This is a genomic window from Franconibacter sp. IITDAS19, assembly GCF_023079515.1.
GTDB classification, from domain to species: domain Bacteria; phylum Pseudomonadota; class Gammaproteobacteria; order Enterobacterales; family Enterobacteriaceae; genus Franconibacter; species Franconibacter pulveris.
Map to the genome: position 1 here is coordinate 568234 of NZ_JALJCP010000003.1, position 14660 is coordinate 582893.

Genomic DNA, 14660 nt, shown 5'->3' on the forward strand with positions numbered 1-14660 from the left:
GCTCTCCCTGAGCAACGAGACAATCAATTACTCTGGTAAAACGTGATGAGAAAGACGCTTCTCTGCCTGGCGGTGCTGGTGCTTGCTGCCTGCGATATTAATGATGCCGATGTAGCCAGCCGTAACGTAAGCAAGGCCGCTGATAACTTCGAGGCGCAACGGCGCTTTGTTTTTTATAACGGGATTACCGGCGAGTTCATGCTGGAAATTACCGGGCTTTGCTCAAAGGACAGTACCAGCACCGAGCGAACGCTGGGCGTTATCTGCAAGACCGGGCCGGACACGTACAAAAAGCACATACTGGGCCTGTCGGATAACGTGACCTGGTTTATGGAAGACCTGAGTGGCACGAACGCCAGCGTTAATCATTACCGCGTCACCTTCAAGCCGTCGGCGATCATCCCTGATATTGATGTTCGTTAATTGACGTCATTTAAAGCGCATCGCAGCGCACCATTAACGCATAAGGTAAAGCAATGAGCGAAGCAAAACCGCAGGACGGCAGCACCGTTAAGGGCTACCGCACGTTGGGACCGAAAGAAATCGAAGACATGAACGACCTGAAGAAAGTAAGCCGTGAATTCTGTCAGTTGCTGAAAAAGCAGAAGGCCTGGGTACAGGACGAATTGTCTGTGACAGGCAACCATTCAGCTGAAGCGCATGAAGCTGGTCGCTGCATATCTATCGCTCGGACCAAAATGCAGGAAGCCTGCATGTGGGCCTGCCGCGCTGTTGCCCGGCCTGACGCCGAATGCTAAGGGATTACGTAGCTCTTTTAAAAAAAAAGGGCTTGATAGCCAAGCCCTGAATTATCTTTATTCTTCGTCAAAACCTAGCTCATTACGAGCATTGCGAATGTCCCGGCGACCTTGGCGAATTTCGTTAATTACGCGAGGATCACCTTCACGAAATTGCTCTGCACCAATTTCATTGAAACGGTCAATACCTCGCTCAAAACCGTTAATGTGCTCCCTGGCTGCGTCAAGAGCAGAGTCAGCTAACGGGTTGGGTTTTTGCTGTCTTCTGGCCATTATGTTTTGCCTCCGAAATTTTATTGATAATAAAACCAGTGTAATCAATAGGTTGATGCTTTTCTGAACAGATGCACTGTTCCACTGTCCAGCCTTCAACCCCTTTGCCTGTCATCGGCTTAGATACAAACGCAAATATGAGCCTCTCTTCAGGGAAGATGACGACAGCTTTCTTATCAAAGCCCGTCAGATCACATGAAGGAAAGCTCACCCGATAACTAATACCTCTTAACTTAAGTTGTTTCTTTACAATTCCAACCAATGACTTGGGCTTCACATGCTTTTCAGTAAACTTTTTAACTACCTCAAGCTGGTCGAGGTTGGAATCTATTTGCTGCTGTTTAACTTTTAAGAAGCTTACAACATTGTCTTCAGTCATGGCATTTTCCTAATTGAGGAGTGAGCCAAGATCAACTTGGCAATGCATGCTAATAACAATTTTTACTTAACTTATTGAATTTAAATAAAAATCAGCCTTCACTGCCTAACGGCTCGCAGTTTTACTAAGCCGCCTTCTATATATGGGGCATACATGGAGAAAATACTAGTGCCTAAAGCAGTTCCTCGGGCCTGCCGAAAGCGCGGCTGCCCAGGCACTACTACGGACCGCTCGGGTTATTGCAAGGCGCACCGCAATGAAGGCTGGCAGCAGCACCAGCGAGGGCTGAACCGCCACCAGCGCGGCTACGGCAACAAGTGGGAAATCATCCGCGCCCGCATCCTAAAACGTGATCGGCACATCTGCCAGGCGTGCCTTCGCAACGGCAGGCCGCGTCCTGCTGAGACGGTCGACCACATTATTCCGAAAGCTCACGGCGGCACTGACGACTACAGCAACCTCGAAGCGCTGTGCTGGCCATGTCATAAGCGCAAGACCGCAACGGAGAGATACAGATGAAACAGAAGAAAGTGCAGCTGGCTCACATCTATCGGGGGCTGTGCTTCATGGGATATGGCGTCGCGGTCGATGGCATGCTGCTCAGCCAACAACTGAGTACGTCGATAAATACCGAGCCGGGAACTGTGCCAGGCATCACAGCCGTCTTTGAGCTGGACGCCGAGACGAATGAAAATCCGGTCAGAATAAACCTAAGTGAGAATGATTCGTGAATGGACGTATGAAATGATTTCAAATGCAATCATTTCATCTGGAGCGATATCACTTCTCATCGCTGGGGGAGGGCGGGTCGAAAGTTCAGGGTCTTTCCTGCTAAGGACCGCCGCCTAACCCTTTTTCACACCGCCGCAGGTTAGAAAACTTTTTTATGGGTAACCCAATCATCTATTAATAGGAGTTTTCGATTATGCCTGGACCACCGAAAACCCCGACGCATCTGGCTTTGGTGAAGGGGAACCCATCTAAAAGAGCCGTTAACAAAGCAGAGCCAAAGCCCGCTTCTGGGGTACCCCCAGTTCCGAAGCATTTCGACAAGATGGGTAAATACTGGTTCAAGCGGATTGGTGAAGAGCTTGATGCCGTCGGAGTGATGACCACTCTGGACGGTAAAGCGCTTGAACTGCTGATCGAGGCTTACACCGAGTACCGGAATCACTGCGATACGTTAGAGCGGGAAGGGTACACCTATGCCGTCTACAGCGAGGAAGAACCAGACGAAGGGAAGGAGCGGGAAATCAGGATGATCAAGCCGCATCCGGCGGCAGTGATGAAAGCTGATGCGTGGAAGCGCATAAGAGCAATGCTCGCTGAATTTGGCATGACCCCGGCCAGCCGGTCAAAGGTTGGCGCAAAAGGCCCGGCTGAGGCCGACCCTCTGGAAGAATTTCTTAAAAAGCGCAAATGATGAATGGCAACGGTTTCGGAAGGTATTCAGTACGCCGAGCGCGTGCTGTCTGGCGAGATTGTTGCTGGCGAACTGGTGCGCCTGGCGTGCCAGCGATTCCTTAATGACTTAGAGCATGGGCCTGAGCGCGGCATCTACTTCAGCGAGGAACGCGCGCAGCACATACTCGACTTTTATAATTTCATTCCCCATGTGAAAGGGGCTCTGGCAGGCAAGCCGATCAAACTGATGGCTTGGCATGTTTTCATCCTCATCAACATCTTTGGCTTTGTTGTTCCGCTAATCGATGAAATGACAGGGGAGCAGGTGCTTGATGAAGATGGCGATACCGTTATGGTGCGCCGCTTTCGCACGGCTTATGACGAGGTGGCACGTAAAAATGCCAAATCGACGCTTTCTTCTGGTATCGGTCTTTATATGACCGGAGCAGACGGCGAGGGGGGCGCTGAAGTTTACTCAGCAGCAACCACCCGCGACCAGGCTCGCATCGTCTTTGATGACGCCAAAAACATGATCAAGAAAGCGCCCCGCACGCTGGGGCGGCTTTTCGGTCACGTCAAACTAAACATTCACCAGGAAAGAACGGCATCAAAGTTTGAGCCACTTTCCAGTGATGCCAATAACCTCGACGGCCTGAACATTCACTGCGGCATAGTCGATGAGCTACATGCTCACCGCACCCGTGATGTGTGGGACGTTCTGGAAACAGCAACCGGCGCCCGCCTTCAGTCTTTGCTTTTTGCCATCACAACGGCAGGCACTAACAAAGAAGGCATCTGCTTTGAGCAGCGCGACTACGCCATCAAAGTGCTGCGCGGCGTGGTGGAGGACGATACTTACTTTGCACTGATCTACACCCTGGACGAGGGTGATGATCCATTTGACGAGACCAACTGGCCGAAAGCTAACCCTGGTCTTGGCATCTGCAAGCGCTGGGATGACATGCGCCGCCTTGCCAAAAAGGCGAAAGAGCAGGTCGCGGCGCGGCCGAACTTCTTTACCAAGCACCTGAACATCTGGGTCACAGCTGAAAGCGCCTGGATGGACATGGATCGCTGGTCGAAAATGCCGGGAATAGCTTCAGAAGAGGAAAGAAAAGCGTGGCCGCTGTGGGTCGGCGTGGACCTCGCTAACAAAATCGATATCTGCGCCGCAGTAAAGGCCTGGCGCGATCCGAAAGGTGAAACTCACATGCAGCCCCGCTTCTGGATACCTGAAGGTCGCCTGGAAACAGCGCCCGCCCACATTGCTGAGCTTTACAGAAAATGGTCTGACGCTGGCTATCTTGAGCTGACCGACGGTGATGTTATCGATCACGCCCTGATTAAGGCCGACATTGTTAAGTGGGTTCAGGGAGAAAACATCAAAGAAATCGCGTTCGATCCCTGGAGTGCCGTTCAGTTCAGTCTGTCGCTGGCGGAAGAGGGTCTGCCGCTGGTAGAAGTCGCTCAGACAGTGAAAAACCTGTCTGAGTCGATGAAGTCAGTACAGGCAGAAATTTACGGCAACAAGTTCCACCATGACGATAACCCTGTGATGCGGTGGATGATGTCAAACGTCACGGTTAAGCCGGACAAAAACGACAACATCTTCCCGAACAAATCCACGCCCGAAAACAAAATTGACGGACCGGTTGCGCTGTTTACGGCCAAAAGCCGGATGCTGGTTAATGGTGGAAACGATGCCGAAGACCTGAGCGGCTTCTTTGAAAATCCAATAATGATAGGTGTCTGATGAAAGCGAACAAACAGCCCGGCAGGGTGAAAAGCGCCTTGCTCAACTGGCTGGGCGTCCCCATCAGCCTGACTACCGGGACGTTCTGGCAGGAGTGGTACGGCACAAGCAGCAGCGGGAAGGTGGTGACGGCAGATAAGGCTATACAGCTTTCAGCGGTCTGGGCATGCGTCCGGCTGCTGAGTGAGTCGGTATCCACGCTGCCGATTAAGATTTACACCCGGCAAGCAGACGGCTCTCGCAAGCTGGCGCAGAATCACCCTGTTTATCAGGTACTGTGCCGCCGCCCCAACCTCGAAATGACGCCATCCCGGTTCATGCTGATGGTGGTGGCGAGCATTTGCTTACGTGGTAATGCGTTCGTCGAGAAGCTCTTTATCGGCAATAAGTTGGTGTCGCTGGTGCCGCTGCTGCCCCAGAACATGGTGGTGAAGCGGCTGGATACCGGACGGCTGGAGTACACCTATACCGAAGACGGTAAAAAGCGCGTTATCCCTGAAAAAAACCTGATGCACATTCGGGGATTTGGGCTTGATGGTGTGTGCGGCATGATGCCGATGATGGCCGGGCGCGACGTAATTGGCGCGGCGATGGCGGTAGAAGAATCGGCAGCCAAGATTTTTGAAAATGGTCTTCAGAGTTCAGGCTTTTTGTCCTCAGATAAAGCGCTTGATGCCGAGCAGCGGGAGCGTTTACGCGGCTACATGCAGGCATTTACCGGTTCAAGAAATGCCGGGAAGATCATGGTGCTTGAAGGCGGTCTTGAGTACCAGAACGTCACGATGAACCCCGAGGCTGCGCAGATGCTTGAGTCACGCTCCTTCAGTATTGAGGAAATCTGCCGCTGGTTCCGTGTGCCGCCGTTTATGGTCGGGCATACATCAAAGCAAAGCAGCTGGGCGTCGAGCCTCGAGGGAATGAACCTCCAGTTCCTGACGCATACGCTGCGCCCGCTGCTGGTGAATATCGAGCAGGAGATTTCCCGCTGCCTGCTGAACGGCGAGGAAGACATCTTTGCAGAGTTTTCAGTGGAAGGGCTGCTGCGCGCCGACAGCGCTGGCCGCGCGGCGTACTACACCAGTGCGCTGCAGAACGGCTGGATGTCACGTAACGATGTGCGCCGCCTGGAGAACATGCCGCCGATTGAAGGTGGTGATATTTATACCGTGCAGCTCAACCTTACGCCGCTTGAAGATCTGAAGCAGAACAGTCTTGCGGCGCAGGCCGCCGCGCTGCGCCAGATCCACAGCTACGTATTCCCCGATATCCCCTTCGAACAGTCACCGCTGAAACAGGCGGCTTAGGAGCATCCATGACAATCAAAAGCCTTCCGGCGGCGCCGGAGGGGCGACCTTTTGCGCGCGAAAAACCGGACCTGCCGGCAGCGGCAATGGAGCGCTGGAACGGCGGCATCCGTGCCGCCCGTGACGGTGACAACAGCATATCAATCTTTGACGTGATCGGCGCGGACTACTGGGGCGACGGTGTGACCGCCAGCCGCATCGCCGGGGCGCTTCGTTCGCTTAACGGCGCTGACGTCACGGTCAACATCAACAGCCCGGGCGGCGATATGTTCGAAGGCCTGGCGATTTATAACCTGCTGCGCGAGTACGAAGGCAAAGTCACTGTAAAGGTATTGGGGCTGGCGGCGTCGGCCGCATCGATTATCGCAATGGCGGGTGACGACGTGCAGATTGGCCGCGGCGCTTTCCTGATGATCCATAACTGCTGGGTTTACGCGATGGGCAACCGTCACGATCTGGCGCAGATTGCCGCTGACATGGCGCCGTTTGATAAAGCCATGAGCGATATCTATCAGGCGCGCAGCGGTCTCGACGCGGAAACCGTCGACAGGATGATGGACGGTGAAACTTATATCGGCGGCAGCGAAGCCGTGGAAAAGGGCTTTGCTGACAGTCTGCTTTCTGCCGACGAAATCGCTGACGACGATGAAAGCCCCGCCGCGGCGCTGCGTAAACTCGATGCGCTGCTGGCGAAAGCGAATACGCCACGCTCTGAACGGCGAAAACTTCTTAAAGCCTTATCAGGCAGCACGCCGGGCGCTGCTGCCAAACCTGACGGTACGCCGAGCGCTGCCACCATCCATAAAGAAACCATTGACCGTCTGGAAGCCGCGCTGAGCGGATTGACAGCGGCTGCCCAGTAAATACGGAGATGTTATGTCTGAAGTAAACGAGATTCTGAAAAAGGTTAGCGCCAGCATTGAAGAAGCGACCGGCAAATTCAACGCAAAAGCAGAAGAGGCGCTGAAAGAAGCCCAGAAAACCGGCAAATTGTCGGCGGAAACCAAAGAAACCGTCGACAAAATGGCGTCGGAATTCAACGCCCTGAAAGAGGCCGAAAAGACGCTTAAGGCGGCGCTCGGTGAGCTCGAACAGCAGGTCGCCCAAATGCCGCTGGCAAACGCCGCAAAAGTGGTGGAAACCGTCGGCCAGACCGTCATCAACAGCGAAGCACTGAAAGCATTTGCGGCAAGTGTTGAAGGTGGTAAGCGCGTCAGCGTGCCGGTGAACGCTGCGCTGATTTCAACTGACGTGGCAACAGGCGTGGTGGAGCCGCAGCGTCTGCCGGGCATCGACACCGCCCCGAAACAGCGCCTGTTCATTCGCGACCTGATTGCGCCCGGCCGCACCTCCGCACCGGCTATCTTCTGGGTGCAGCAGACCGGATTCACCAATGCGGCGAAAGTCGTGCCGGAAGGTACCGCCAAGCCGTACAGCGATATCCAGTTCGCCACGCAGATCACGCCGGTCACCACCATCGCGCACATGTTCAAAGCGTCCAAGCAAATCCTGGACGACTTCGCGCAGCTGCAGTCCACGATTGACGCAGAAATGCGTTACGGTCTGAAGTACGTGGAAGAACAGGAGATCCTGTTCGGTGATGGTACCGGCGCGCATCTGAAAGGTATCGTGCCGCAGGCTTCCGCTTTCGCCGCTGCTTTCACCGTTGAGCAGCAGAACGGTATTGATGATCTGCGTCTCGCGATGCTTCAGGCGCAGCTTGCTCGCTTCCCGGCTTCAGGCCACGTGCTGCACTTCATCGACTGGGCGAAGATTGAACTCACCAAAGACACTCTGGGACGCTACATCCTGGCGAACCCGGCGGCGCTGACCGGCCCGACACTCTGGGGTCTTCCGGTGGTCGCGACCGAGGCCGCGGCATTCCAGGGCAAGTTCCTGACCGGTGCGTTCAACGCTGCGGCGCAGTTGTTCGACCGTGAAGACGCCAACGTGGTGATCTCCACCGAGAACGCTGACGACTTCGAGAAGAACATGATCTCGATTCGCTGCGAAGAGCGCCTGGCGCTGGCCGTGAAACGTCCGGAAGCGTTTATCTACGGTTCCTTCACCGCGCCTGCTGCTGGCGGCGGTGCGTAAACCTTAATGGCGGCCTGCGGGCCGCTTTTCTTTTTTCCGTTAAGGAGACAGCCATGAAGCTGATCGCTATCAAGCCTATCTACTTTGAAGGCAACGTGCTGACCGAAGGCACGGAGTTCGAGACGCTGGAGCAACACGGTCGTGATCTTGTTGCGCGCGGTTATGCTCAGGAGCCTGGCGAGAAAAAGCCGGATCCGGATAAAGAGCAAAAGCCGAAAGGGAATGGCAAGGCCAAATAAGGAGCGGGCATGCTGACCAAAGAGCAGGTTAAGCGCCACTGCAACATTGAGCAGGATTTCACGGAAGACGATATCTGGATCGATACCAGTATCAAAGCTGCGGCGCGGTACGTCGAAACATGGACCCGCCGGCGGCTTTATGACGCTGTTGACGATCCGGCGTATCTGGCTGACCCTGACCGGTTGCTCTATGGCGCAGATATCGAAATGGCGATGCTCATGCTCATCGGCCATTGGTACTCCAACCGTGAAGCCGTCAACGTGGGTAACGTTACTTCTGCGCTGGCATTCTCCACCGAGGCACTTCTTCAACCTTACCGGGTATACGGCGTATGAGAGCGGGACGACTACGACACCGGGTTACGTTACAAAAGCCAGCATCAGGGCGATTACCTTCCGGGCAGCCTGCCACTGGCTGGGTAGATGTTTTCTCTGTCCGCGCTGAGGTGGCGGACGTGTCCGGGCGAGAGCTGATAGATGGCGGCGCTGAGATAAGCAGCACCACTACACGGATCTGGATGCGTCGCTACCCTGGTATTCAAGTATCAACGGGATGGCGCGCCGTTCACCTGCCGCCAACCGGAAATGGCGAGATATACGACATTAAGTCTGCTATCTCTGCCGAGAAAGGAACTCGCCTGGAATTGCTTTGTGAGAAGGGGGTGAAGCAGTGATCTCAACGAGTCTTGATTTCTCCGGCCTGGCCGACATCGCGAAGGATCTGGAAACACTGAGCAGGGCAGAAAACAACAAGGTCCTGCGGGATGCGACACGGGCGGGCGCCGAAGTCCTGAAAGAAGAGGTGGAAAAGCGCGCACCGGTGCGAACTGGCAAGCTGAAAAAAAATGTGGTGGTAGTGACACAGAAAGGCCGTCGCCGCGGTGAAATCACGTCCGGTGTACATATTCGTGGGGTGAACTCTGCCACTGGTAACAGCGATAACAAAATGAAAGCCAGTAACCCGCGTAACGCCTTTTACTGGCGCTTCGTTGAACTTGGCACTTCGAAAATGCCCGCGCATCCATTCGTAAGACCCGCTTTTGACAACCGTCAGGAAGAAGCAACACGGGTTGCCATGGCGCGAATGAATCACGCCATTGACGAGGTACTGGCGAAATGACTGAAGCCGATATTTATCTACGCCTCATCGCTCTGGCGGGTGGCAAGGTTTTTCCCTATGTTGCGCCGCAGGGCACCGCGGCTCCATGGGTTATCTACCTGCTGCCCTCGTCTTCCAGCGAGGATGTTTTCTGCGGCCCGGCAGAAACGGCGCAAACCATTCAGATTGATGCCTGGGCTACTTCGATTGATGAAGCCCGCGCGCTGCGCGAGCAGGTCAAAGAAGCTCTTTTCGATCTTCATCCTGTCGGGCTGAACGAGCTCAACAACTATGAATCTGATACCGCACTCTATCGGGCCACGCTGGAAGTCCAGATCTGGCAATAACCTCAACTACGCCGCCCCCGGGCGGCTTTTTTATACGCGGAGATCTTATGACTTCGAAGTACGAAAAAACGCAGGGCACGAAAATCAACATTTCGGCAGATCCTGCAACCGAACCAAACCCTACTGGTGCCACCTGGCAATCCATCAACTGCTCCACCAAAGAACTCAGCTATACCGGCGGGCAAAAATCGGATATCGACACAACCACGCTTTGCTCTACTGAACAGGAGATGACGAACGGCCTAGCTGCGCCTGGCGAAATGACGGTTTCCGGAAACTGGTCCGCTGAAGAAGAGGGGCAGAACACTCTGCGCACTGCCTACGACACCGACGCGCTTCATGCATTTCAGGTGATCTTCCCTTCCGGCAACGGTTATGCGTTCCTGGCAGAAGTACGTCAGAACAGTTGGAGTCTGGGCACCGCCGGGGTGGTTACCGCATCGTTTACGCTGCGTATAAAGGGCAAGCCCATCCCGATCGTTCCGGCACCTTCTGCGGGCTAATCACAGCGGCGAAAGCCGCTTTTCCTGACGACAAATCGAGAATAATGAAATGGCAAAGCAGGTTTCACAGAGTACACTTCGCTCGCTGGCGCTGGCGCCGATGGCGGGTTTCCGCACCAAAATCGTTACCGTTCCGGAATGGGAAAACGCCACCGTTAAGCTGCGTGAACCTTCCGCCCAGGCGTGGCTGGAATGGCAGCAGGTGCTTAACCCGAAGCAGGGAGAAGGTGAGCCAGAAGAGCTGACGGCAGCAGAACGCGCACTGCGTAACAAGAGCGCTGATGTGGTGCTGTTTATCGATGTGCTCCTTGAAGAAGACGGTTCACAGGTCTTTACCGAAGAAGATAAAGCGCAGGTTGAACAGTTCTACGGCCCGGTGCATGCCCGCCTTCTTAAGCAGGCGCTGGACCTGACTACCTCGGCGGCCGATGTGGAAAAGCCGTAAGCCAGCCCGGCACGTTCTTCCTGATGACGCTGGCGCTCCGCCTGGGGCGCACGCTTCATGAACTGAAGCGGACCCTGACCGCCAGCGAGCTTCACATGTGGATCGAGTTTGACCGCATCAATCCTATCGGAGACCGGCGCGGCGATATTCAGGCGGCGCAGATTTCTGCAGCAGTGCTTAATTCACAGGGCGCGAAAGTCAGCATGGATGATTTGATTCTTCAGTGGCGCGCTTCAGAACAGGAAGAGGACAGTGCCGGTCTGGAGGGATTCTTTGCCGGACTGGCTGGCTGATCAGCATTAAGTGACATTTCATATCGATAACATTAGGATTAAGTCTGTCGGTTAAAGATAAGGAATGTGTTATGGAATTTTTTCTTGTTGCTGCTGTGTTAGGGATTATTCCCGCTCTGATTGCCCACAGTAAAGGGCGCTCTTTTATTGCGTGGTGGTTGTACGGTTTTCTTTTATTTATCATAGCGTTAGTTCATTCTCTGGTCATTAAAAATGATACTAAAGTAATTGAGCAGAAAATGATTGATGATGGAATGAAGAAATGTCCTTTTTGTGCAGAATTAGTGCGCAAGGAAGCCGTAAAATGTAAGCACTGTGGCAGCGATATCAGCGGTAATAATCATTCAGCAATGAATGAGAAAACCGATGAAGAATATTTAGAGGAGGCAAGGAAAAAAGCCGGGCTCCTTTAAAAATATATTAACCTCTACAAACCTCGCTTCGGCGGGGTTTTTTATTAGGTGAGCTATGGCGACGCTGCGTGAATTGATTATTAAAATCTCCGCAAATTCCCAGTCCTTCCAGTCTGAGATTGCCCGCGCCTCTCGTATGGGGTCGGACTATTACAAAACGATGGAGCAAGGCGGGCGAAAGGCGGCGGCGGCTACGCGAGAGACTCAGCGATCTTTAAGCGAGCTGAATGCGGAACTGGCGTCCGTACGCTCCACGGCGACAGGGATGGCAGGAGCATTTGCCGGAGCGTTTGCCACAAGTCAGCTTATTCACTATGCGGATACATGGAACCAACTGAACGGGCGATTACGCCTGGCTTCATCTTCTGCTGATGATTTTGCTACAGCTCAGCAAACGCTGATGTCCATTAGCCAGCGAACTGGCACTTCGTTTGAGGCTAACGCTAACCTTTATAGCCGTATCGCTCAATCTCTTCGCGATGCAGGATATGCATCCTCTGACGTGGCTAAGGTGACGGAAACTGTTGCAACCTCGCTGAAGCTATCTGGCGCCAGTACCGAAGAAGCGAGTTCGGTAATTACGCAACTTAGCCAGGCGCTGGGGTCCGGTGTGCTCCGCGGTGAGGAGTTTAACGCCATCATGGAGAGCGGCGGCCGGTTAGCGAAGTTTCTTGCGGACGGACTGAATACCTCTATCGGCGGCCTGCGTAATATGGCCAATAATGGTGAGCTTACTACAGATAAAATCGTTCCGCTGCTCACGAATGTTACTCAGTTACGTAAAGAATTTGATTCACTGCCCGCCAGCATCAGCGGTTCAGCGCAAAAGGTTGAAAACGCTTTTATGGCATGGGTAGGCGGCGCAAACCAGGCTGTCGGCGCGTCATCGACACTTTCTGGCGTGCTGGATGGACTGGCGGGCAATATCGATACTGTTGCTAATGTAACGGGTGCTCTGGTAGGCCTTGGTGTTGCTCGTTACTTTGGGAACATGGTCTCCAGCGTGACCACGGCAACCGCTTCTGTTGTGGCAAACACTACCGCAGAGGTGGCACTGGCTGAAGCGCAATTACGTGGCACACAAGTAAGCGTAGCTACAGCCAGACAGACCGTTTATCGTGCTCAGCAGGCGCGAGCCGCTGCTGCAAGCATTGAAGCTCAAATAGTTGCAGAACGGCAGTTAACAGCCGCCCAGGCGCAACTGAATACGGCCATTGCTGCAAGGTCTTCTGCTTCCGAAAGATTAACCGACACGGCTTCTGTAATGTCTCGACTGGGTGGTGGGGTATTAAGTTTACTTGGCGGTTGGCCCGGGGTAATTCTCGCTTCTGGCGCAGCTATGTATGGCCTTTATCAGCATACTGAGCAGGTGCATAAGGAAGCGGTGGGGTTCGCCAATAACCTTGATGAAATTAACTCCCGACTGAAAGAAATGTCGTCGCTAGGGTTGCGTACCACAGCAGCTGATGCCCGGACATCTATTGATGCTCAGAAAAAAGACATTGCAGATCTAGATGGACAGATAGAGAAAGCAAAAAACAGCTTGGCCGGACTTTCTCAGATTCAGCAGAATTACAACGCAAACCCCACCATGACGTGGCTCAACACGTTTATGGATCAGGCCGATATTACTGAAAAGAATATTTCCCTAACTGACCAGTTGAATAAACTTGAGTTTCAGCGAGAGCAGGCTGTATCAAAGCTTCAGCAAACTCAAAAGCTTTTTAATGATGCAAGTGAGCAGGCGACAGAGAAGGCTATTCAGGAAGCAGGTGCTATTGCCACTCTTAAGGGGGCTTATGATCTCCTGAATCGGAGCATGGGAGTAACGCCTACAAACAGACCCGCATCTTATGCCGGACCTGTCGTATCAACTGCGAATGCCACACCCCAGCAAGCGTCCGCTATCGAAAAAGCACGCCGTGAAAACGAGCTTTCCAGTCTGTCTGGTTTGCAAAAGCTTCATCAGCAGCATGTTTATGAGGCTGAGGATTTGAAGCTCACTGGGGCGCTATATACCCAGTACATATACAACAAAGACCAGGCAGCTCAGAAAGATGAGGCATCTGCTCAGGCCAAAAAGGATGAAACGGCAGCAACTAACGCTCAAAACAAAGCGGCGCGGGAGGCTGCCCAAACGGCCGAGCAGTACAGTCGTAAAATTGCTGATCTTAGCGTTGCCACCGAGGTTCAAAAGGTTAGAGCTTCCCAAGGAGAAAAAGCTGCTGAGCTGTATGCTGCCTCTCATGAGAATGGCGTGAAGTGGAGCGAAGAGCAGCGCAAATCGATCGAGGCTGGCGCCGTGGCGCTGGCGCAATGGACACAAAAAGCCGATGAAGCTGTCCGTAAACAGCGTGAAATGGCCGATGCGCTGAAAGACCTCAAGGACGCAGCGCGCCGCTACCAGGATGAGGCAGGCCTCACGGCAGCGACGTCGGGAATGGGAAGCCGCCAGCGCGATCAGTACCGTGAACGTCAGGAAGTTGAGCGTGTTTTTGATAAGTCAGATAAGGGAGCGGAAGCCATTGCCGCCCGCCAGGCCGCACTGGATGCGCTGGCCGCAAAATACCGTGAAACCAGCGCAGCAGAAGCTGACTGGCAGGCGGGCCTGAGTTCTGGCCTGGCTGACTGGGTTGATAACGCCTCCAATTATGCCGGGCAGGCAGCTAATTTTGTCGGCTCTTCCATGACTGGCATGGTGGATACTATTTCAGATGCGCTATCCAACAACAAAGCCAGCTGGTCTGACTGGTCGATGAGCGTTCTGCAGTCCCTGCAAAAAATCCTCCTTAATGCAACGCTGGTAAACGGTATTCAGGCTCTTTCGGGTTCCAGCTTCATGAGCATTTTCGGTGTGGGCTCAGCTGGCGCCGCAGCAAGTGCCGGTGGTTATACGCCATCTGGCGCTTATGCCTCCGCTGCATCAGGTGTTCAGTTCAATGCTAAAGGTGGCGTTTATGCCTCAGAGAATTTAAGCGCCTACAGCAATTCCATTGTCAGCACCCCGACATATTTCGCCTTTGCGAAAGGGGCCGGGCTAATGGGCGAGGCCGGGCCGGAAGCCATAATGCCACTGACGCGAGCGGGGAATGGCTCGCTTGCTGTGCGTGCGGTATTACCTACACAGCAAGGCGGTGGTAATTCTTCACCCGTGATACATCAGACCATCCATGTGTCTGGTAACGGTGATGCAGCGCTTATCCGCGCCATGGAGGAAGCAGCCCGAAAAGGCGCCGAAGAAGGCAGAAAAGGCGCCCGGCAGGACATGCTGAACGACTTTTCTAACCGGGGACAGGGACGCCGCCTGCTTGGTGTCTAACTTCCCGTACCTTATTTTCAATGAGCCGAAAGGC

21 protein-coding genes are annotated in these 14660 nt (G+C 53.8%); 19 read left to right on the forward strand and 2 right to left on the reverse strand.

The features are described from left to right. The first annotated feature begins 45 nt into the window (after positions 1-45). Entirely contained in the window at positions 46-423 is a 378-nt protein-coding gene (locus tag MT962_RS12430; protein WP_247365730.1) for a hypothetical protein, read from the forward strand. A gap of 53 nt (positions 424-476) precedes the next feature. Next, positions 477-758 carry a hypothetical protein gene (locus tag MT962_RS12435; RefSeq protein WP_029592004.1) on the forward strand — a complete coding sequence of 94 codons (282 nt, stop codon included), beginning with the start codon at positions 477-479 and terminating at the stop codon, positions 756-758. A 57-nt stretch (positions 759-815) separates the two neighbouring features. On the opposite strand, the gene MT962_RS12440 is transcribed toward MT962_RS12435, so the two are convergent. Together MT962_RS12440 and MT962_RS12445 are read right to left on the reverse strand one after the other, a co-directional pair. Continuing rightward, on the reverse strand, positions 816-1031 hold the full coding sequence (locus MT962_RS12440; RefSeq protein ID WP_152977119.1) for a hypothetical protein: 216 nt from the start codon (positions 1029-1031) through the stop codon (positions 816-818). Further along, on the reverse strand, positions 994-1410 hold the full coding sequence (locus tag MT962_RS12445) for a hypothetical protein (RefSeq protein WP_029592003.1): 417 nt from the start codon (positions 1408-1410) through the stop codon (positions 994-996). Before MT962_RS12445 ends, MT962_RS12440 begins: the two co-directional genes overlap by 38 nt. Before the next feature lie 168 nt (positions 1411-1578). Here MT962_RS12445 and MT962_RS12450 point away from each other — a divergent pair, with 168 nt between their 5' ends. The 17 genes from MT962_RS12450 to MT962_RS12530 all read left to right on the forward strand — a co-directional run bounded on the left by MT962_RS12450 (position 1579) and on the right by MT962_RS12530 (position 14626). Next, entirely contained in the window at positions 1579-1929 is a 351-nt protein-coding gene (locus MT962_RS12450; RefSeq protein ID WP_029592002.1) for an HNH endonuclease signature motif containing protein, read from the forward strand. Beyond that, positions 1926-2141 (forward strand): hypothetical protein, encoded by a 216-nt coding sequence (locus MT962_RS12455; protein WP_029592001.1) that lies wholly within the window; start codon positions 1926-1928, stop codon positions 2139-2141. Before MT962_RS12450 ends, MT962_RS12455 begins: the two co-directional genes overlap by 4 nt. A gap of 194 nt (positions 2142-2335) precedes the next feature. Beyond that, on the forward strand, positions 2336-2833 hold the full coding sequence (locus MT962_RS12460; protein ID WP_014728452.1) for a phage terminase small subunit P27 family: 498 nt from the start codon (positions 2336-2338) through the stop codon (positions 2831-2833). A 3-nt stretch (positions 2834-2836) separates the two neighbouring features. Beyond that, a complete protein-coding gene (locus MT962_RS12465) occupies positions 2837-4567 on the forward strand; it encodes a terminase TerL endonuclease subunit (protein ID WP_014728453.1) in 1731 nt (576 codons plus the stop codon). After that, positions 4567-5871 carry a phage portal protein gene (locus MT962_RS12470; protein ID WP_247365731.1) on the forward strand — a complete coding sequence of 435 codons (1305 nt, stop codon included), beginning with the start codon at positions 4567-4569 and terminating at the stop codon, positions 5869-5871. Before MT962_RS12465 ends, MT962_RS12470 begins: the two co-directional genes overlap by 1 nt. 8 nt (positions 5872-5879) lie before the next feature. Beyond that, the gene (locus tag MT962_RS12475) at positions 5880-6734 is read left to right on the forward strand and encodes a head maturation protease, ClpP-related (RefSeq protein WP_247365732.1); all 855 of its coding nucleotides are present in this window, start codon (positions 5880-5882) and stop codon (positions 6732-6734) included. A 13-nt stretch (positions 6735-6747) separates the two neighbouring features. Then, on the forward strand, positions 6748-7968 hold the full coding sequence (locus tag MT962_RS12480) for a phage major capsid protein (RefSeq protein WP_029591997.1): 1221 nt from the start codon (positions 6748-6750) through the stop codon (positions 7966-7968). Between the two features lie 53 nt (positions 7969-8021). Next, positions 8022-8207, forward strand: coding sequence for a hypothetical protein (locus MT962_RS12485; protein WP_247365733.1), 186 nt, complete (start codon positions 8022-8024; stop codon positions 8205-8207). A 9-nt stretch (positions 8208-8216) separates the two neighbouring features. After that, the gene (locus MT962_RS12490; protein ID WP_247365734.1) at positions 8217-8543 is read left to right on the forward strand and encodes a head-tail connector protein; all 327 of its coding nucleotides are present in this window, start codon (positions 8217-8219) and stop codon (positions 8541-8543) included. Continuing rightward, on the forward strand, positions 8540-8881 hold the full coding sequence (locus MT962_RS12495) for a phage head closure protein (RefSeq protein ID WP_247365735.1): 342 nt from the start codon (positions 8540-8542) through the stop codon (positions 8879-8881). The genes MT962_RS12490 and MT962_RS12495 overlap by 4 nt, the downstream gene beginning before the upstream one ends. After that, the gene (locus MT962_RS12500; RefSeq protein WP_247365736.1) at positions 8878-9327 is read left to right on the forward strand and encodes an HK97-gp10 family putative phage morphogenesis protein; all 450 of its coding nucleotides are present in this window, start codon (positions 8878-8880) and stop codon (positions 9325-9327) included. The genes MT962_RS12495 and MT962_RS12500 overlap by 4 nt, the downstream gene beginning before the upstream one ends. Next, positions 9324-9653 carry a DUF3168 domain-containing protein gene (locus tag MT962_RS12505; protein WP_247365738.1) on the forward strand — a complete coding sequence of 110 codons (330 nt, stop codon included), beginning with the start codon at positions 9324-9326 and terminating at the stop codon, positions 9651-9653. The genes MT962_RS12500 and MT962_RS12505 overlap by 4 nt, the downstream gene beginning before the upstream one ends. A 47-nt stretch (positions 9654-9700) precedes the next feature. Further along, positions 9701-10156, forward strand: coding sequence for a phage tail tube protein (locus MT962_RS12510; protein WP_247365741.1), 456 nt, complete (start codon positions 9701-9703; stop codon positions 10154-10156). Between the two features lie 49 nt (positions 10157-10205). Then, the gene (locus MT962_RS12515) at positions 10206-10601 is read left to right on the forward strand and encodes a phage tail assembly chaperone (RefSeq protein WP_247365743.1); all 396 of its coding nucleotides are present in this window, start codon (positions 10206-10208) and stop codon (positions 10599-10601) included. A 23-nt stretch (positions 10602-10624) separates the two neighbouring features. Then, positions 10625-10894 carry a DUF4035 domain-containing protein gene (locus tag MT962_RS12520; protein WP_247365744.1) on the forward strand — a complete coding sequence of 90 codons (270 nt, stop codon included), beginning with the start codon at positions 10625-10627 and terminating at the stop codon, positions 10892-10894. Between the two features lie 71 nt (positions 10895-10965). Next, a complete protein-coding gene (locus MT962_RS12525; protein ID WP_247365745.1) occupies positions 10966-11307 on the forward strand; it encodes a zinc ribbon domain-containing protein in 342 nt (113 codons plus the stop codon). A 55-nt stretch (positions 11308-11362) separates the two neighbouring features. Continuing rightward, the gene (locus tag MT962_RS12530) at positions 11363-14626 is read left to right on the forward strand and encodes a phage tail tape measure protein (protein ID WP_247365746.1); all 3264 of its coding nucleotides are present in this window, start codon (positions 11363-11365) and stop codon (positions 14624-14626) included. Positions 14627-14660 lie beyond the last annotated feature (34 nt).